Annotated in this window: 14 protein-coding genes; 9 read left to right on the top strand and 5 right to left on the bottom strand. The window is 66.0% G+C overall.

Features of this window, described 5'->3' with window-relative positions; all coding sequences use genetic code 11:
- Positions 1–16 precede the first annotated feature (16 nt).
- From AC24R4_RS26915 to AC24R4_RS26955, 9 genes are all read left to right on the top strand, one after another.
- A complete protein-coding gene (locus AC24R4_RS26915; protein ID WP_487523917.1) occupies positions 17–238 on the top strand; it encodes a hypothetical protein in 222 nt (73 codons plus the stop codon).
- 47 nt (positions 239–285) lie between these two features.
- A complete protein-coding gene (locus AC24R4_RS26920) occupies positions 286–2,961 on the top strand; it encodes an excinuclease ABC subunit UvrA (protein ID WP_487523918.1) in 2,676 nt (891 codons plus the stop codon).
- Between the two features lie 386 nt (positions 2,962–3,347).
- Positions 3,348–3,851, top strand: a complete 504-nt coding sequence (locus AC24R4_RS26925) for a GNAT family N-acetyltransferase (RefSeq protein WP_487523919.1) — start codon at positions 3,348–3,350, stop codon at positions 3,849–3,851.
- A gap of 233 nt (positions 3,852–4,084) precedes the next feature.
- Complete coding sequence (locus AC24R4_RS26930; RefSeq protein WP_487523920.1) at positions 4,085–4,588, top strand: hypothetical protein; 504 nt, start codon at positions 4,085–4,087, stop codon at positions 4,586–4,588.
- Positions 4,589–4,796: 208 nt separating this feature from the next.
- Entirely contained in the window at positions 4,797–5,336 is a 540-nt protein-coding gene (locus AC24R4_RS26935) for a MarR family winged helix-turn-helix transcriptional regulator (protein ID WP_487523921.1), read from the top strand.
- A gap of 255 nt (positions 5,337–5,591) precedes the next feature.
- Positions 5,592–6,368, top strand: a complete 777-nt coding sequence (locus AC24R4_RS26940) for a GntR family transcriptional regulator (RefSeq protein ID WP_487523992.1) — start codon at positions 5,592–5,594, stop codon at positions 6,366–6,368.
- A gap of 78 nt (positions 6,369–6,446) precedes the next feature.
- On the top strand, positions 6,447–7,511 hold the full coding sequence (locus AC24R4_RS26945; RefSeq protein ID WP_487523922.1) for a Rieske 2Fe-2S domain-containing protein: 1,065 nt from the start codon (positions 6,447–6,449) through the stop codon (positions 7,509–7,511).
- Positions 7,511–8,449, top strand: a complete 939-nt coding sequence (locus AC24R4_RS26950; protein WP_487523993.1) for a PDR/VanB family oxidoreductase — start codon at positions 7,511–7,513, stop codon at positions 8,447–8,449. Before AC24R4_RS26945 ends, AC24R4_RS26950 begins: the two co-directional genes overlap by 1 nt.
- An 80-nt stretch (positions 8,450–8,529) precedes the next feature.
- Positions 8,530–9,867 carry an MFS transporter gene (locus tag AC24R4_RS26955; protein ID WP_487523923.1) on the top strand — a complete coding sequence of 446 codons (1,338 nt, stop codon included), beginning with the start codon at positions 8,530–8,532 and terminating at the stop codon, positions 9,865–9,867.
- 149 nt (positions 9,868–10,016) lie between these two features.
- Here the strand turns inward: AC24R4_RS26955 and AC24R4_RS26960 are convergent, their stop codons facing one another.
- The 5 genes from AC24R4_RS26960 to AC24R4_RS26980 form a co-directional block, all read right to left on the bottom strand.
- Positions 10,017–10,877, bottom strand: coding sequence for an amidohydrolase family protein (locus AC24R4_RS26960; protein WP_487523924.1), 861 nt, complete (start codon positions 10,875–10,877; stop codon positions 10,017–10,019).
- Between the two features lie 19 nt (positions 10,878–10,896).
- On the bottom strand, positions 10,897–11,886 hold the full coding sequence (locus AC24R4_RS26965; RefSeq protein WP_487523925.1) for a Bug family tripartite tricarboxylate transporter substrate binding protein: 990 nt from the start codon (positions 11,884–11,886) through the stop codon (positions 10,897–10,899).
- Positions 11,887–11,975: 89 nt separating this feature from the next.
- The gene (locus AC24R4_RS26970; RefSeq protein ID WP_487523926.1) at positions 11,976–13,079 is read right to left on the bottom strand and encodes a porin; all 1,104 of its coding nucleotides are present in this window, start codon (positions 13,077–13,079) and stop codon (positions 11,976–11,978) included.
- 47 nt (positions 13,080–13,126) lie between these two features.
- Entirely contained in the window at positions 13,127–15,037 is a 1,911-nt protein-coding gene (locus tag AC24R4_RS26975; RefSeq protein ID WP_487523927.1) for a feruloyl-CoA synthase, read from the bottom strand.
- 62 nt (positions 15,038–15,099) lie between these two features.
- Positions 15,100–16,551 carry an aldehyde dehydrogenase gene (locus tag AC24R4_RS26980; RefSeq protein ID WP_487523928.1) on the bottom strand — a complete coding sequence of 484 codons (1,452 nt, stop codon included), beginning with the start codon at positions 16,549–16,551 and terminating at the stop codon, positions 15,100–15,102.
- Between the last annotated feature and the right edge of the window lie 18 nt (positions 16,552–16,569).

The following is a 16,569-nucleotide window of genomic DNA, read 5'->3' on the forward strand; positions in this document are numbered from 1 at the left end:
TTCAAAGGACCCTGCGATGAAAAACCCCTGGCTCAAGAAGAACCCGTTGCTCAGCATGTGGCTCAGCGGCGCCAACGGCGTGATCGGCGCGGCGCGCGGACGCGCGCTGTCCGAGGGCAGGCGCCAGACGGCCACGGCCGCCGCGGCCGTCACGAAGGCGGCAACGGATGCGTGGCTTGCCGCGCTGACGCCGCCCAAGCCCGCGCGCAAGCGCACCACTCAGCGGCGGCGCAAGTAGCCGGACGTACCGGGGTTCGAGCGGAAATTTTGCAAGCGAAGGTGCGCATGACCGACGATATCCGGCCCGTTCGGCTTTCGGACACCGATGCCCCGGCGACGGCGCCCGCGTCACTCGCCGGGGACAATTTCGTCCGCGTGCGCGGCGCGCGCGAGCACAACCTCAAGAACGTGGATGTCGATATCCCGCGCAATGCGCTGGTGGTGTTCACCGGGGTGTCCGGTTCCGGCAAATCATCGCTTGCGTTCGGCACGCTCTACGCCGAGGCGCAGCGGCGCTATTTCGAATCCGTCGCGCCGTATGCAAGGCGGCTGATCGACCAGGTGGGCGTGCCCGAAGTCGACAGCATCGAAGGCCTGCCGCCCGCCGTGGCGTTGCAGCAGCAGCGCGGCGCGCCGAACGCACGATCTACCGTGGGCAGCGTGACCACGCTGTCGAGTCTGGTACGGATGCTGTACTCGCGCGCCGGCACCTATCCGGCGCGCCAGCCGATGCTCTACGCCGAGGACTTCTCGCCGAACACCGTGGAGGGCGCCTGCCCGGCATGCCACGGGCTCGGACGCATCTACGATGTCACCGAGCGGTCGATGGTGCCCGACGATTCCCTGACCATCCGCGAACGCGCCGTGGCCGCCTGGCCGCCGGCCTGGCATGGGCAGAACCTGCGCGACATCCTCGTCACGCTTGGCTACGACGTCGATACGCCCTGGCGCGACCTGCCGAACAAGGACCGCGACTGGATCCTCTTTACGGAGGACCAGCCCACCGTGCCGGTCTATGCCGGCTTCACGCCGCGTGAGGTGCGCGCGGCACTCAAGCGCAAGCTGGAGCCGAGCTATCAGGGGACGTTCACCGGCGCACGGCGCTATGTGCTGCAGACCTTCGCCACCACGCAGAGCCCATTGATGAAGAAGCGCGTGGCCCAATACATGATCGGGCGCGATTGCCCGGCATGCCACGGCAAGCGACTGAAGAAGGCGGCGCTGTCGGTCACGTTCGCCGGCCTGGACATTGGCGAATTCGCGCACCTGCCCCTGGCCCGCGTGGCCGAGATCATGCGTCCGGTCGCACAAGGCGAATCGCCCGGCCCGGCGGGGGCCGCCGCGGTACTGAGCCGCAAGGCGGCGCGCGCGGATACGGCGCGGCGCGTGGCGGCGGGCGGTTCGGCGCACAAGGCCGCCCCCGACGTGCGGCGCACGCCCAATCTGTCCGACGAGAAGCGTCTGGCCTCGCAACGCATCGCCGAGGAACTGATGGAACGGTTGGCCACGCTGATCGATCTGGGCCTGGGCTATCTGTCGCTCGACCGCAGCACGCCCACGCTGTCCTCGGGCGAGCTGCAGCGGTTGCGACTGGCCACGCAGATCTCGTCGCAACTGTTCGGCGTGGTGTACGTGCTCGACGAACCGTCGGCCGGACTGCATCCCGCCGATGGCGAGGCGCTGCTCGTGGCATTGCGCCGCCTGAAGGCCGCCGGCAACTCGCTGTTTGTCGTCGAACACGATACGCAGACCATGCGCCAGGCGGACTGGATCGTCGATGTCGGGCCAGCCGCCGGCGAGCATGGCGGGCACGTGCTCTACAGCGGGCCGCCCGGCGGCCTGGCGGCGATCACGGCGTCGCGCACCGCGGCCTACCTGTTCGACGCACCGGCGCGGCAGCATCGTGCGCCGCGCGAACCGGCCGGGTGGCTCAAGCTCGCCCATGTCTCGCGCAACAACCTGCGCCGCGTGGATGCGGAAATCCCGCTTGGCCGCTTCACGGCGGTGACCGGGGTTTCGGGCTCCGGCAAGTCCAGCCTGATCAGTCAGGCGCTGCCCGAACTCGTGAACCGGCATCTGGGACGCACCGACGACAGCGATGCCGACGAAGACCGCGACCCGCTGTTCGCCGTCACCGACACGCCGACCGAGGGCCGTATCGCTGGCGGCATGGAGGGGGTGCGCCGGCTCGTGCGCGTGGACCAGAAGCCGATCGGACGCACGCCTCGCTCGAACCTGGCCACTTACACCGGCCTGTTCGACCACGTGCGCAAGCTGTTCGCCGCGACGCCCGACGCGCGCAAGCGGCGCTACAAGGCCGGCCGCTTCTCGTTCAATGTGGCCCAGGGCCGCTGCCCGACCTGCGAAGGCGAAGGCTTTGTCAGCGTGGAGCTGCTGTTCCTGCCAAGCGTCTACGCGCCGTGCTCGGCGTGCCACGGCACGCGCTACCGACCACAAACGCTGGAAATCACCTGGCAGGGGCGGAACATCGCCGAAGTGCTGGACCTGACCGTCGACGATGCCTGCGAATTCTTCGCCAAGGAAGCCCCCGCAATGCGCGCGCTAACGGCTTTGCGCGACATCGGGCTCGGTTACCTCCGACTCGGACAGCCGGCCACGGAACTGTCGGGCGGCGAGGCGCAACGTATCAAGCTGGCCACCGAACTCCAGCGCGCACAGCGCGGCGACACGCTGTACGTGCTCGACGAACCCACCAATGGCCTGCATCCCGCCGATGTGGACCGTCTGCTCGTACAGTTGCAGGCGCTGGTGGACGCTGGCAACACCGTGGTTGTGGTCGAACACGACATGCGGGTGGTGGCGCAGGCCGACTGGGTCATCGACATCGGCCCCGGCGCCGGCGACGAAGGGGGACGCATCGTGGCAAGCGGCCGTCCCGAGGTCGTCGCCACCTCCCGCGCCAGCGTGACCGCGGCTTACCTTTCGAACGAACTGGGCTAAGCCGTTCGCGCTATCAGCTCGATAATCGTGAGGGGTATGTTGTCGGGCGCAGTGATAATCGTTTGTATTTTGCTGTCCTGATTGCGCCCTTTCCTGACATGAATAGCCCGGGGTTTTCGAAACGCATGTCTGCGGACGGCTGTTTTTGCTGTGGTTTATCCCGCCATTCCCGATAAAAACGCTAGGCTTTTGCGCGGCAATCACCGCAAAATAACCCTAAACTGTTGTCACTCGGGCTCTTCCCGTCACAAAATCTCTCCACATTTGAGGGATACCAACTGACCCATTTCGCGTATTTGTGTTAACCATAATTCAGCCACGATGTAAGCGTACGCTACATTGATATCGCGACGTCGAACACGCATGAGATGCTCCAAAGAGAGCACTTGAATTCACGTGGTTTCAGTTTCCGCGCGGATAACGCCTCTTTTTGCGAAATCGAGATGTTGAGAGAAATCAGGTTTGGAGCGGCCCGCGCTGCGGATATGCATGCCGTGGCGGAATTCTGTACCGCCTGGGAAATCGAGGCACAGACAGACGCGGCGGATGAAACACGGCTTCACCATGTGGGCCGCCTGCAGGGAAAAATCGTCGCGTGGGCATTCGGTGAATGCCTTGACGAGACGTTTGTGGTGCGTGCGGTGTTCGTCCTGCCCGAACTTCGACAGCAAGGCATTGCAACGCTTCTGGTGGGCGCTTTGCTGATGCGCGCCCGCACCCACCGTTGCACGACAGCAATATTACTCACCACGGATCATCCCACCTTTTTTTCCCGTCATGGTTTTTCGCTGACATCGCTGGATGCCGTGTCGAGAAAACTAAAACTGTCGCGTGAATTCCAAAGACGGTTTGGGGCGCGAATGCTATGCATGTGCCGGCGGCTGGATTGAACGGTCCAGGCTCCAGCGGTACGGCTGCGGTAATTTCCATACGTCAATACTGCATGCCGACGAAACTTCTGCGGTCGCCGCCATCGGCGTCGTGAGCGGACAAAAACCGAAAAGGACTGGGGCCGCCGCACGCTGACGCTGCCACGCAACCATCGGGCCCTTTCCAGACCTGCACCGCCGATCAGGCGTGCTTGTTGCATCTGCCTTCGGATTTACGTATCGACGGAGGCCCCATGAAGATCCCGGTGCGCATCTTCACGGTTATCCATGGTCTGATGGCCCTGCTCTTCACCTGCGCAACGCTGATGTTGATTGCGATTGCGGCTCGCATCGGCTCGACCGTGTTTGTGAGTCAGTGGGACCAGGCCAGCGCGCAAGCCGTCATTGAAGCCATTGGATTGCTGGCGGGAGCCGTTGTCGCATTGCAGATCGCCGAGACGATCGTGGAGGAAGAGGTCATACGGGAGGCAGACGTGAGTGCCCCGACACGGGTACGACGCTTCCTGTCGCGATTCCTGGTGGTCGTCGTGGTCGCGCTGGCCATCGAAGGGCTCGTGGCGACCTTCAAGGCGCTGCACCAGGATCCGTCGCAGCTCGGCTATGCGGCCGGACTGATTGCCTCGACAGCCTTGCTCCTGGCCGCCTGGGGTCTGTTTGTCTACCTGAATCGGTCGGCCGAAGAGCTGGAACCAGAGGCCATGGAAGAGGCCAAACGCGAAGACAAGAAATTGCAGTAGTGCCGCGCGTGCCCTGCCGCGGATTCGCGCCGGCATCGGTGCAACACCTGCGCCGCTTACGTACCGCCTGAACCCGCCCAAAAAACAAATCCCCGAACGACCCGAATCGACATCAACCCGGTGTCAGGCCACCTGCCATTGGCATATCATCCACACTTGGGAACCCCGACGCGATTGCCTTGACTGGCCCCTTTGAATCGGAGAAGGAATGACCTTCCCGCCCAAGACAGGACAAACGACAAGAATGACACGCCGGACCACGAAGGCATCTTCGGCACAAACGACCGAGCAGACAAAAGAAGGCGCGCTGTCGGCGGCGCAGGCCCCGACGGCACTGCCTAGTCGGTTGCCTTACCTGATCGGGCGCACCGACCGGATCGTCAAGCGCCGCCTGGGCGAGGTGCTGGCCCCGCACGGGCTGACCCTGCCGCAGTTCACGGCCCTTTCCGTGTTGCATGCGCGAGGCCCGACTTCCAACGCGCAATTGGCCGAACGCTCGCTGATCTCGCCGCAGTCAGCCAACGAGGTGGTCAAGACGATGGAAGCGCGCGGCTGGATTGTGCGCCAGCCCGACCCATTGCACGGGCGCATCGTATTGCTAAGCCTGACCGAGAGCGCGCGGCATTTGCTTCGGCAATGCGATGACACGGTCGCAGCGATGGAGCGCGACATGCTGGAGGGCATCGATGCCGCGCACGCAGCCATGCTGCAAGAACTGCTGAAAACGTGCGCGCGTAACCTGCGCTGAAAGCACGTACCGCTCGCGCAGTCGAGGGACGGCGCTGGCCAGCAGCGGGTAGTGCCTTCGCAATCGCCCGCTGTATCCAGCCTTCTGGCCATCGCCGCTTTGCCGCCTGAAATTCCCGCAAAACTCTCCACGTTTACCCTCGATTTTCCGGGTCTTCTCTTGTCATTCCAGGGCGGACTGAATACAGTCTGTATACAGCAAAACAATGAAACGCCGCCTGGTCCTGCGCGGCTCGCCCCCACGGAGACAACCCTGATGGATACGGACAATCACACCCTCGGCGACAGCAAGGCGGGCGCCAGCACGTCCCAGGCCGTGCGCGCTCTGCTCGGTCTTCGCGAACTGGTTCTGGGCGGCGAGCTGCCGCCCGGTGCACGCATTTCGGAAGTATGGGTTTCGGAGCGCCTGGGCGTATCGCGCACGCCCATCCGCGCGGCGCTGATCCGGCTGCAGGAGGAAGGGCTTGTCGAGCCGATCCCGTCCGGCGGCTTCGCCGTGCGCTCGTTCGACGAGAGCGAAATCAGCGACGCGATCGAACTGCGCGGCACGATGGAGGGCCTGGCCGCGCGCCTGGCCGCCGAGCGTGGCGTTAGCACGCGCCTTCTTCACGCCATGCGCGATGTCATCGCGCAGATCGACAGCGCGCTGACCGGCGAACTGACCGCCGTGAAATTCTCGCAGTACGTCGACCTCAACGCCCGGTTTCACCAATTGCTGGCCGAGGCCTGCGGCAGCGGGCTCGTCGCGCGCCAGATCGACAAGGTGACGAGCCTGCCGTTCGCTTCCGCGAGCGCCTTCGTCATGGTGCAGTCGATCGACGAAAGCGCGCGCGAGATGCTGCTGCTGGCGCAGTCTCAGCACTGCGCGGTGGTCGAGGCCATCGAACAGCGCGAAGGCGCGCGTGCCGAGGCGCTGATGCGCGAGCACAGCCGCATCGCCAACCGAAACCTGAAGTTCGCGTTGCAGAACCAGCAGGCAATGTCACAGGTACTTGGCGGCAGCCTGATCCGGCGCGCCCGCCGTACCACCTGACCCGCACCGCGGGTTCCTTCACCACTCTCTTCGTCAACCAACGTATCCTGGCGCCGCGCGCGCCGGGAGGGGAAAGTCATGTTCCTGAAAAACACCTGGTATGTCGCCTGCACACCCGATGAACTCGATGGCAAGCCGCTCGGCCGCACCATCTGCAACGAAAAGATGGTGCTGTACCGGGATGGCACCGACAGCGTCGCCGCGCTGGAGGACTTCTGTCCGCATCGCGGGGCACCCCTGTCCCTGGGTTTCGTGCGCGAGGGGCAACTGGTCTGCGGCTATCACGGGCTGACAATGGGCCGCGATGGCAAATGCAAGGCCATGGCCGGTCAGCGCGTGGGCGGTTTTCCGTCGATCCGCAACTACCCCGCCGTGGAGCGATACGGCTTTGTCTGGGTCTGGCCCGGCGATGCCGCGCTGGCCGATGACGCGCTGATCCCCCATCTCGAATGGGCGGTGAGCCCCGAGTGGGCGCATGGCGGCGGGCTATACCACATCGGCTGCGACTATCGCCTGATGATCGACAACCTGATGGACCTGACGCACGAGACCTACGTGCACGCGTCGAGCATCGGCCAGGCCGAGATCGAGGAATCCGCACCGGCAACGCGCGTGGAGGGTGACTCGGTCATCACCAGTCGCCATATGGAAGGCATACTGCCACCGCCATTCTGGGCCGCCGCATTGCGCGGCAACGGTCTTGCCGACGACGTGCCGTGCGACCGCTGGCAGATCTGCCGCTTCACACCGCCCAGCCACGTGATGATCGAGGTCGGCGTGGCCCACGCAGGCAAGGGCGGCTACGATGCGCCCGCCGAGCACAAGGCTTCGAGCATCGTCGTAGACTTCATCACCCCGGAGACGGAGACCTCGGTTTGGTATTTCTGGGGCATGGCGCGCAACTTCAAGCCGGACGACGCGGCGCTCACCGCGACCATCCGCGAAGGCCAGGGCAAGATCTTTGGCGAGGATCTGGAGATGCTGGAGGCGCAGCAGCGCAACCTGCTGGCCAATCCCGCGCGAACACTGCTGAAGCTGAACATCGACGCCGGCGGCGTGCAGGCCCGCCGCATTCTGGACCGGCTGCTCGCGCAGGAACAGACGCAGGCCGCGCAAGCGGTTGCACAGGCGGGAGCGGCATGATGCAGGTCCGGATTGCAAGCAAGACGGCGGCCGCGGACGGCATCGCCCTGTTCGAACTGGTGGCCGCCGATGGCGGCGCGCTGCCGCCCTTTACCGCTGGCGCGCATGTCGATGTGCATCTCCGCGACGGGCTGGTACGCCAGTATTCGCTGTGCAACGACCCGGCCGAGACGCACCGCTACCAGCTTGGCGTGCTGCGCGATGCCGCATCGCGCGGCGGCTCGGTCGCGATGCACGCGCTCGCGGCCGGAAGCATCCTCGAGATCAGCGCGCCGAAGAATCACTTCCCTTTGCATGCGGACGCCAGGCATTCGGTGCTGATCGCTGGAGGCATTGGCGTCACGCCGATCCTGGCGATGGCACAGAGCCTTGCGCGCAGCGGCGCATCGTTCGAGTTCCACTACTGCACGCGCAGCGCCGCCAGCACGGCATTCCAGGACCGGATCGCCGGCGACGACTTGCGCGAACGCACGTTCCTGTACCACGACGACCGGCAATGCGCCGACCTGCAGCGTCTCCTCGCCGCGCCCCGTGCCGATACGCATCTCTACGTCTGCGGGCCAGGCGGCTTCATGACGGCCGTACTGGACACGGCGCGCGCCGCCGGCTGGATGGAGTCGAACCTGCACCGCGAGTACTTCGCGGCGCCGGAAACGCCATCCGATCCAGGCGGCGCCTTCCAGGTAACCGTGCAGAGCACGGGCCGCGTCATCGATATCGCCGCGGACGAGACCGTGGTGCAGGCGCTGGCCGCGCACGGTGTGGAGATCCAGACCTCTTGCGAGCAAGGTGTCTGCGGCACCTGCCTCACGCGCGTGCTGTCTGGCACGCCCGATCATCGCGACGCCTACCTCACCGATGAGGAGCGCGCCGCCAATGATCAGTTCCTGCCCTGCTGCTCCCGCGCCAGGACCGGGATGCTCGTCCTGGACCTGTAGCCACGCTGTATTGCAAGACGCCGTCCCCCAAAAACCGCCCGTCCGTGGCGGTACTTCAACAAACACAAGGAGGTAGACAAATGCAGCCAGATATCCGGGAAACCATCAATCGCGGCACGATGAGCCCCGCCCAGGTCATGGCGATTGCCATCTGCATCGTCCTCAACATGCTCGACGGGTTCGATGTGCTTGCGATGGCCTTCACGGCATCGCACATTTCCAACGATTGGCACCTGACCGGCAAGGAGGTCGGCGTACTGCTCTCCGCGGGCCTGTTCGGCATGGCCGCCGGTTCGCTGTTCCTCGCGCCGTGGGCGGACCGTATCGGCCGCCGACCGCTGATCCTGATTTGCCTGGGCACGATCTCGGCCGGCATGCTGTGCTCGGCGCTTGCGCAAAACGTGCCGCAGCTTGCGGCGCTGCGCGCCGTGACCGGGCTCGGCATCGGCGGGATGCTCGCCAGCATCAACGTGATCACGGGCGAGTACGCGTCCGACAAGTGGCGCAGCACGGCGATCGTGCTGCAGGCGACGGGCTATCCGGTGGGCGCGACGATCGGCGGTGCCATCGCCGGCATACTGCTCGCCCATTACGGCTGGCGCAGCGTGTTCGTGTTTGGCGGCCTGATCACACTGGCGATGGTCCCGGTGGTGCTTGCGCGGCTGCCGGAATCGCTCGACTTCCTGATCGCGCGGCGCCCCGAGGGTGCGCTCGACAAGCTCAACCGTCTGCTCGCGCGCATGGGGCGCCCCACTGTCGCCGCGTTACCGGCGCACGAGGCGACGCAAGCACGCGAAGCCGGCGACGTGCGCAGCCTCTTCCGAGGCAGCCTGGCCATGCAGACGCTGATGATCTGGATGTCGTTCTTCCTCGTGATGTTCACGTTCTACTTCGTGCTCTCATGGACGCCGAAGCTGCTGGTGGCTGCAGGGATGTCGGCGCAGCAAGGCATCACGGGCGGGGTGCTGCTCAACGTGGGCGGCATCGTCGGCGGCACAGCGTTCGCGTTCCTCTCCGCGCGCATCGGACTGCGCCCGCTGCTGTGGAGCTGCTTTATCCTGACCGCGTTGATGATGGTCGCCTTTGGCCTGTACGCAAGCACGCTGGCGGCGGCACTGGCGCTGGCGGTCCTGATTGGCGCCGGCATCTTTGGCTGCATGGTCGGTCTCTATGCCTACGCGCCGATCCTGTACCCGGCGCAAACGCGCACCACGGGCATGGGTTGGTCGATTGGCATGGGGCGGTTCGGCGCGGTGCTTGCGCCGCTCGTGGCGGGGTCGCTGCTCGATGCGGGCTGGCCTTCGGCCCATCTGTACTATGTGTTTGCGATCCCGCTGCTGGTGGCGATTGCCAGCGTAGGCCTGCTCGGGCGCCTGTCGGCCGCCGTTGGGCAACCCGTGCGGGTCGGTGCGCACTGATCCGCGCACTGATTCGCGCATTGACCCGATGCCGGCCCCGTGCCGGCTATTTCAACGACAGCGGCACGCAGGCCGGTTCAGCCCTGCGTGCCGCATGCTAGTACGCGAGAGAAGTACGTATCAGGACATCTTCGCCATGCGCCGTGCTGTCAAAGCCCCAGCAACCGGACGGCGTTGTCCTTCAGAATGCCAGGCATCACCTCTGGCCGGAACCCGGCCTGCTTGAAGTCGTCCATCCACCGCTCCGGGGTGATCAGCGGGAAATCGCTGCCGAACAGCACCCGGTCCTTCAGCAGCGTGTTGGCGTAGCGCACGAGCTGCGGCGGAAAGTATTTCGGACTCCAGCCGGACAGGTCGATCCATACGTTGGGCTTGTGCATCGCCACGCTGATCGCCTCGTCCTGCCACGGGAAGCTCGGGTGCGCCATCACGATCTGCATGTCGGGAAAGGCAATCGCCACGTCGTCCAGGTGCATCGGATTGCTGTACTCGAGCCGCAGCCCGCCACCGCAACGCATGCCTGAACCAATGCCGCTGTGTCCCGTATGAAAGATCGCGGGCAGGCCGTGCCCGTTGATGACCTCATAGATCGGCCACGCCATCCTGTCGTTCGGATGGAAGCCCTGCACGGTCGGATGGAACTTGAAGCCCTTCACACCGTGTTCCTCGATCAGCCTGCGCGCTTCGCGGGCACCGAACTTTCCCTTGTGGGGATCGATGCTGGCGAAGGCCATCATGATGTCGTCGTTGGCCTTCGCCGCCGCAGCGATTTCTTCGTTCGGAATCCGGCGCCGGCCGAGGTTCGACTCGCTGTCTACCGTGAACATGACCAGGCCGATCTTTCGCTCGCGGTAATAGGCGACAGTTTCTTCGATCGTCGGCCGGCGCTTGTTGCCGAAGTATTTGTCGGCGGCGGCATCGTACTCTTCGCCGTAGTTGTCGAACGGGTTCCAGCAACTGACTTCCGCATGCGTATGGAAGTCGATCGCCACAAGGTTCTGGTGATCCATCATGGGCTCCGGGACGCTATCAGGATTCGGCCGTGAAGCCGACCTTCTTCACGAGCACGCCCCACTTGCGGTACTCGGCGTCCATCGCGCGTTTCATGTCGTCGGCGGACGAGCCTTTCGCCACGAGGCCAATCGAGAGGAAGCCATCGACGATGGCCGGGTCCTTGAGCGCCTGGTTGATCGCGGTGCCAGCCGCGGAAAGAACGGCTGGCGGCGTTCTGGCCGGTGCCAGAAAACCGAACCACTCGTCGGCCACCACTTCCGGAAAGCCCAGTTCCGCGAAGGTCGGCACTTCGGGCAGGTACGGGGCACGCGTGGCCCCCGAGGTGGCCAGGACGCGCAGCTTGCCGCTCTTGACGAATGGCAGGTAATCGCCAGTCAGCGTGAAACTCGAGGCGATCTGCCCGGCCACCACGTCGTTGACCGCGGGCAGCGAACCACGATAGGGCACGTGGCGCAAGTCCAGGCCTGCATTGAGGCCGAACAGCGCCCCGACGAAATGGGGTGTCGATCCCGCGCCCGGCGAGCCGTAGTTGGCGTCCGCAGGGTGAGCCTTCGCCCACGCGATGTAGTCCTTCACCGTCCGCACATTGGCCGGCACCGCCGGTCCGACGGCGAGCGCAAACGTCATGTATGCGGCCGTGGAGATCGGCGCGAAATCCGCCGCCGAATAGCTGAGCTTCGTATAGACGTGCGGATACGTCGACAGCGCCGATGCCTGCGAGAGCGCCAGCACGCTGCCGTCGGCCGGGGACGCTTTCAGCAGTTCGAGCGCGATGCGCCCGCCCGCGCCGGGGCGGTTGTCCACCACCGCGCCGCTGCGCGAGAACGCCGTGTTGGCAAATTTCTCGCCGACGCGCCGGGCAACCTGGTCTCCCACGCTACCGGCCGGGAAACCATAGAGTATCTTTGCCTGCTGGACCGCCTGAGCCAGCGCGGCCAGGGGCGACAGCGCACCGCATGCGGATGCGGCCATCAACGCCTGAAGAAGATCGCGGCGTGTTGTCATGACTTGTCTCCTCGTTGTCGTGTGTCGGGCGCCCTGGCGTATCTCGTCGCCGCCTCGTGGCGCCCCGGTCTGCCTCCTGCAGGCGGAGGTCAGAAAATATGCTTGATGCCGGTCATCACGCCGAACTGCTGGCCGCCCGGGCCGGTATTGGAACCCGTGGCGCCGCCACTGACCGAAAGGGTCAGCTGGCCGCTGTTATTGATGTAGCCGGCTGTCGCGTAGACGGACGTGCGCTTCGAGAACGCGTAGGTGCCGCGTAGCGCGTAAAGCATCGCCTTGTTATCGCTGTTGTGGAACTTGTAGTAATAGACTTGTCCGGCGACATTGAAAGCCGGGGTCACGTCGTGGGAGACGCCGCCGTAGATCATGTCGCTGCGCGGCGTGGGGCTGCCATCGTTGTCGCGGCGAATCCAGCCGAGGCCGACCTTGGTCCGGGAAAAGATCGCGTAGCCGCCAACAAACAGCCGGTCGTCCGTGAAGCTGCTGCTTGTGAGGCCCCCGAACGCGCCGGGCCCACCCCGCAACGAGTCGTAGGCGGCGGACAGGCCGATCGTCGGACCGAGCCCCTTGAATTCGTACAGCAGCATGGCCGACCATTCGCGGCACGCCCGCTTGTCCGCCGGGTTCTCGCCGGCACAGTTCTGGCCCGTCGGGCTCGGTCCGGCATTGACCGTGTCGCGGCCGAAGCTGTAGGTGGCCCCCACCGTCAGGCCGTTGAACGTGCCCTTGTATGTGATCGCGTTGTCGGCGCGGGCATTCGGCAGATAGCTGTCGAGCGATCCGGAGGCATAGACGTTCGGGCCAAGAATGTCGGCGTCCAGCGTTGCCCAGAACAGCATCGTGTACTGGCGGCCGAACCCCACCTGGCCCCAGGGCCCGGAGAGCCCGACCAGTGCCTGCCGGCCGAACAGACGCCCGCCCTGGCCCGACGCGCCGGCGTCGGGCGTGAACCCGGACTCGAGCACGAACACGCCCTTCAGGCCACCGCCGAGATCCTCGCTGCCGCGCAGCCCCCAGCGCGACGGCACCGTGCCGGTCAGCGTTGGCATGCGCACCACACTGTTCTTCGCGGTGCCGATGTTGTTGACGTACTCGACGCCGGTATCGACGACGCCATAGAGCGTCACCGATTGCGCGCCCGCGATGGCCGGCGCTGCCGCCAGCGCTGCCAGACCTGCCCGTCCAAATTTCATCTGCTGTCTCCTCTTGTCATGGCCGATCGTTGTCGGCGCTGCTGTTGTCATGCTTGCCGGCTCTGTGGCGCGGCTTCGTGCAAACGGATCACGCGGCCATCGCTGCCGGCGTCGTCGTAGAGCGCGTCGACCAGCGCGGCGCGGCGCGTCAGTACGGCACGCTGGTTGATCGAGCCCTTGTCGGTCAGTTCGCCGTCATCGAGCGACGGCGCCGCTTCGAGCAACAGCAGCCGCCTGACGCGCGTGGCGCTGCCCGTGGCAGTGAGGTCGAGCTTGCGCAGCATCGCCGAGAACGCTTCGCGCACCGGCGCGGACGCCAGCACTTCGCGCGTGGCCGCGTTCGCCGGCAGGCCGGCCAGGCGGCGGCATTCCGCCAGCTGCGGGAAGACGAGCAGACCGATCTCGTCCCGGTCCGCGCCCGCGATCACCACGTCCTGGACGTAAGGGGCGCCGGCGCCGATCACGCGCGCGCGCAGCGGCCCGACACTCACGAACGTGCCGGTACTGAGCTTGAAGTCCTCGGCAATCCGCCCGTCGAACAGGAAACCAAGCTCCGGCCGCTCGGGATCGACAAAGCGCAGCGCATCGCCAGTGCAGTAGTAGCCTTCCTCGTCGAATACCTGCCGGTCGGGGTCCGCCTCCGCGCGCCAGTAACCCGGCATCACGTGCGGCCCGCGAAAACGGGCCTCGTACTTGCCGTTGGCCGGCACCAGCTTCAGCTCGCAGCCCGCGGCCGGCAGGCCGACATAGCCCGAGCGGGCCACCGGGCCTGTCGTGAACATGCTCGACGGTGCGGTTTCCGTCATACCGAGGCCGGACATGATATGGATGCGCTGTCCGCAATGCGCCTCGGTAACGCGCTCCAGGCGGTCCCACGCTTCCTGCGAGAGGCCGGCGGCGGCAAAGAAATAAAGATTGACGCGCGAGAAGAACGTCTCGCGCAGCCGGGCATCCTGTTCCAGCGCCCTGCCGAGCTCCTCCCAACCCTTCGGCACGTTGAAGTAGATCGTGGGCGCAATCTCGCGCAGGTTGCGCAGCGTTTCATCGAAGCCGCCCGGCAACGGACGTCCGCCGTCGATGTAGAGCGTACCGCCGTTGTAGAGCACGATGCCCACGTTGTGGCTGCCGCCGAACGTATGGTTCCAGGGCAGCCAGTCCACCAGGACCGGCGGCACACGGCCGAGCTCCGGCATCGCCTGGCGCAGCATCTGCTGATTGCTGCACAGCATCCGGTGCGTGGTCGTTACCGCCTTGGGCTGCCGCGTGGAGCCCGAGGTGAAGAGGAACTTGGCGATCGTATCGGGACCCACCGCCGCATTGGCAGCGTCAACGCTGCCGGGACGCGTCTGTGCCAGCCCGTCGAAGGACGTCGCGGCGCGGCCGGGTAGATGACCGTCCCGGGCCACGACCTCGACGCCGGCAGGGACCACGGCTTCGATAGCGCGCGCGAACGCGGGGCCATCGGCGGCGTAGACCAGGCCAGGCGTCAGCAGATCAAACACGTGCCGCAGCTTGCCGAAGTCGCCGGAGACCAGCGAATACTGCGGTGATACGGCTGAGAACGGCACGCCCGCCCAGAGCGCGCCGAGCGCCAGTTGCAGATGCTCGAGATCGTTGCCGGACAGAATCAGCAGCGGCCGCTCGGCGCTCAGCGATCGGTCCAGCAGCGCCTGCCCGATCGACCGCGCACGCGCCAGCATCTCGGCATAGGTGATATTGATCCAGTTGCCGTCGGGGCCGCGCTGCGCCGCAAGCACGCGCGCTGGGTGACGGGCGGCGCCGGTGGCAAGGCAATCCGACATCCGTTCCGGGTAGTCCTGCAGCGCTTCCCGCGAACGCACGCGCCAGATCTCGCCATCGCGGCGGAACTCGGCCTCCGTGCGCCCGATGGCGACGTCGCGGTAGGACACGGCAGCGCCCCCGCGGCCGGGGGGGCCTTGCGTCGAGACGTTTTTCACGTCCTGTCTCCTCACTGTGGTGTTACCTCCCTCTGCGGGGAGTATGTGGATCGGCCGCCGGTTCAGACCGGATAGTGGCGCGGGGCGTTCTGGATCGTGATCCAGCGCAGTTCGGTGAATTCGGCTACGGCCGCCTGGCCGCCAAAGCGGCCATAGCCGCTCGACTTGACGCCGCCAAACGGCATCTGGGCCTCGTCATGCACGGTGGGGCCGTTGATGTGGCAGATACCCGATTCGATCCGTTGGGCAACCGACATCGCGCGCGACACGTCGCGGCTGAATACCGACGCGGAGAGGCCGTATTCGCTGTCGTTGGCCATGCGCACCGCCTCGTCGTCGCCATCCACGCGCGCGACCGTCACGACCGGACCGAACGATTCCTCGCGGTAGAGCTTCATGCCCGGTGCGATGCCGTCGACGATGACCGGCTGCAGGATCGCGCCGTCTGCGTGCAAGCCCACGGGCAGGCTTGCGCCCTGCGCGCGCGCATCCTCCACCAAGGCGGCGATACGCCGCGCGGCATCCTTGCTGATCAGCGCACCCAGCACGCTGGCCGGATCGGCGGGATCGCCAGCCCGCAGCGTCTTCGCCTTCGCGGCCAGCTTCTCGACGAAGCGGTCGGCGATCTTGCGGTCGGCGATTACGCGCTCCGTCGACATGCAGATCTGCCCCTGGTTGAAGAAGGCACCGAAGGCCACCGCATCGACTGCCGCATCGAGGTCCGCATCGTCGAGCACCAGCAACGGCGCCTTGCCGCCCAGCTCCAGCAGCGCCGGCTTCAGGTTCCGGGCCGCGTGCTCGGCAACGATGCGGCCCACGTGCGTGGAGCCGGTGAAGTTGACGCGGCGCACGGCGGGATGCGCGATCAGCCGCTCGACCACCTGCGCCGCATCCTCGGGCGCATTGGTGACCACGTTGACGACACCGTCGCCCAGCCCCGCCTCCTGCAGGACCGTCCCGATCAGACGATGCACGCCGGGGCACGCCTCGGATGCCTTGAGCACGACCGTGTTGCCGCACGCGAGCGGCATCGCCAGGGCGCGGGTGCCGAGGATCACCGGCGCGTTCCACGGCGCGATGCCAAGCACCACGCCGCACGGCTGGCGCACGGCCAGGGCCAGACTGCCCGGCACGTCCGAAGGAATCACGCTGCCCTCGATACGCGTCGTCATCGCGGCGGCCTCGCGCAGCATGTTGGCTGCCAGCATCACGTTGAAGCCGTACCAGTTCGGCATGGCGCCGGTCTCGGCCACGCCGATGCGGATGAAGTCCTGCGTACGCTGGTCCATCAGGTCGGCCGCCTTCAGCAGCCGGCGGCGGCGCTCGCCCGGCAGCAGTGCGGCCCACGCCGGGAAGGCCGCCGAGGCGGCATTGACGGCGGCATCGGCATCCGCGAGCGTGGCGGCCGGGGCGCGCGACACCACGGCATCGTTCAGCGGATTGCGGCGCGCGAAGGTGGCGCCATTGGCGGCGGGCCGATCCTGCCCGCCAATCAGCATGGTCAGTTCGTTCATCAGCGTTGTCTCCTGGCG

The sequence above is a fragment of the Cupriavidus sp. CER-90 genome (assembly GCF_057652055.1).

Excerpts from the sequence above, each read along its gene's own strand:
- AC24R4_RS26935 (WP_487523921.1), top strand. The coding sequence starts at position 4,797 with ATGACCTTCCCGCCCAAGACAGGACAAACGACAAGAATGACACGCCGG.
- AC24R4_RS26980 (WP_487523928.1), bottom strand. The coding sequence starts at position 16,551 with ATGAACGAACTGACCATGCTGATTGGCGGGCAGGATCGGCCCGCCGCC.
- AC24R4_RS26930 (WP_487523920.1), top strand. The coding sequence starts at position 4,085 with ATGAAGATCCCGGTGCGCATCTTCACGGTTATCCATGGTCTGATGGCC.
- AC24R4_RS26945 (WP_487523922.1), top strand. The coding sequence starts at position 6,447 with ATGTTCCTGAAAAACACCTGGTATGTCGCCTGCACACCCGATGAACTC.
- AC24R4_RS26950 (WP_487523993.1), top strand. The coding sequence starts at position 7,511 with ATGCAGGTCCGGATTGCAAGCAAGACGGCGGCCGCGGACGGCATCGCC.
- AC24R4_RS26920 (WP_487523918.1), top strand. The coding sequence starts at position 286 with ATGACCGACGATATCCGGCCCGTTCGGCTTTCGGACACCGATGCCCCG.
- AC24R4_RS26955 (WP_487523923.1), top strand. The coding sequence starts at position 8,530 with ATGCAGCCAGATATCCGGGAAACCATCAATCGCGGCACGATGAGCCCC.
- AC24R4_RS26940 (WP_487523992.1), top strand. The coding sequence starts at position 5,592 with ATGGATACGGACAATCACACCCTCGGCGACAGCAAGGCGGGCGCCAGC.
- AC24R4_RS26965 (WP_487523925.1), bottom strand. The coding sequence starts at position 11,886 with ATGACAACACGCCGCGATCTTCTTCAGGCGTTGATGGCCGCATCCGCA.
- AC24R4_RS26915 (WP_487523917.1), top strand. The coding sequence starts at position 17 with ATGAAAAACCCCTGGCTCAAGAAGAACCCGTTGCTCAGCATGTGGCTC.
- AC24R4_RS26970 (WP_487523926.1), bottom strand. The coding sequence starts at position 13,079 with ATGAAATTTGGACGGGCAGGTCTGGCAGCGCTGGCGGCAGCGCCGGCC.
- AC24R4_RS26960 (WP_487523924.1), bottom strand. The coding sequence starts at position 10,877 with ATGGATCACCAGAACCTTGTGGCGATCGACTTCCATACGCATGCGGAA.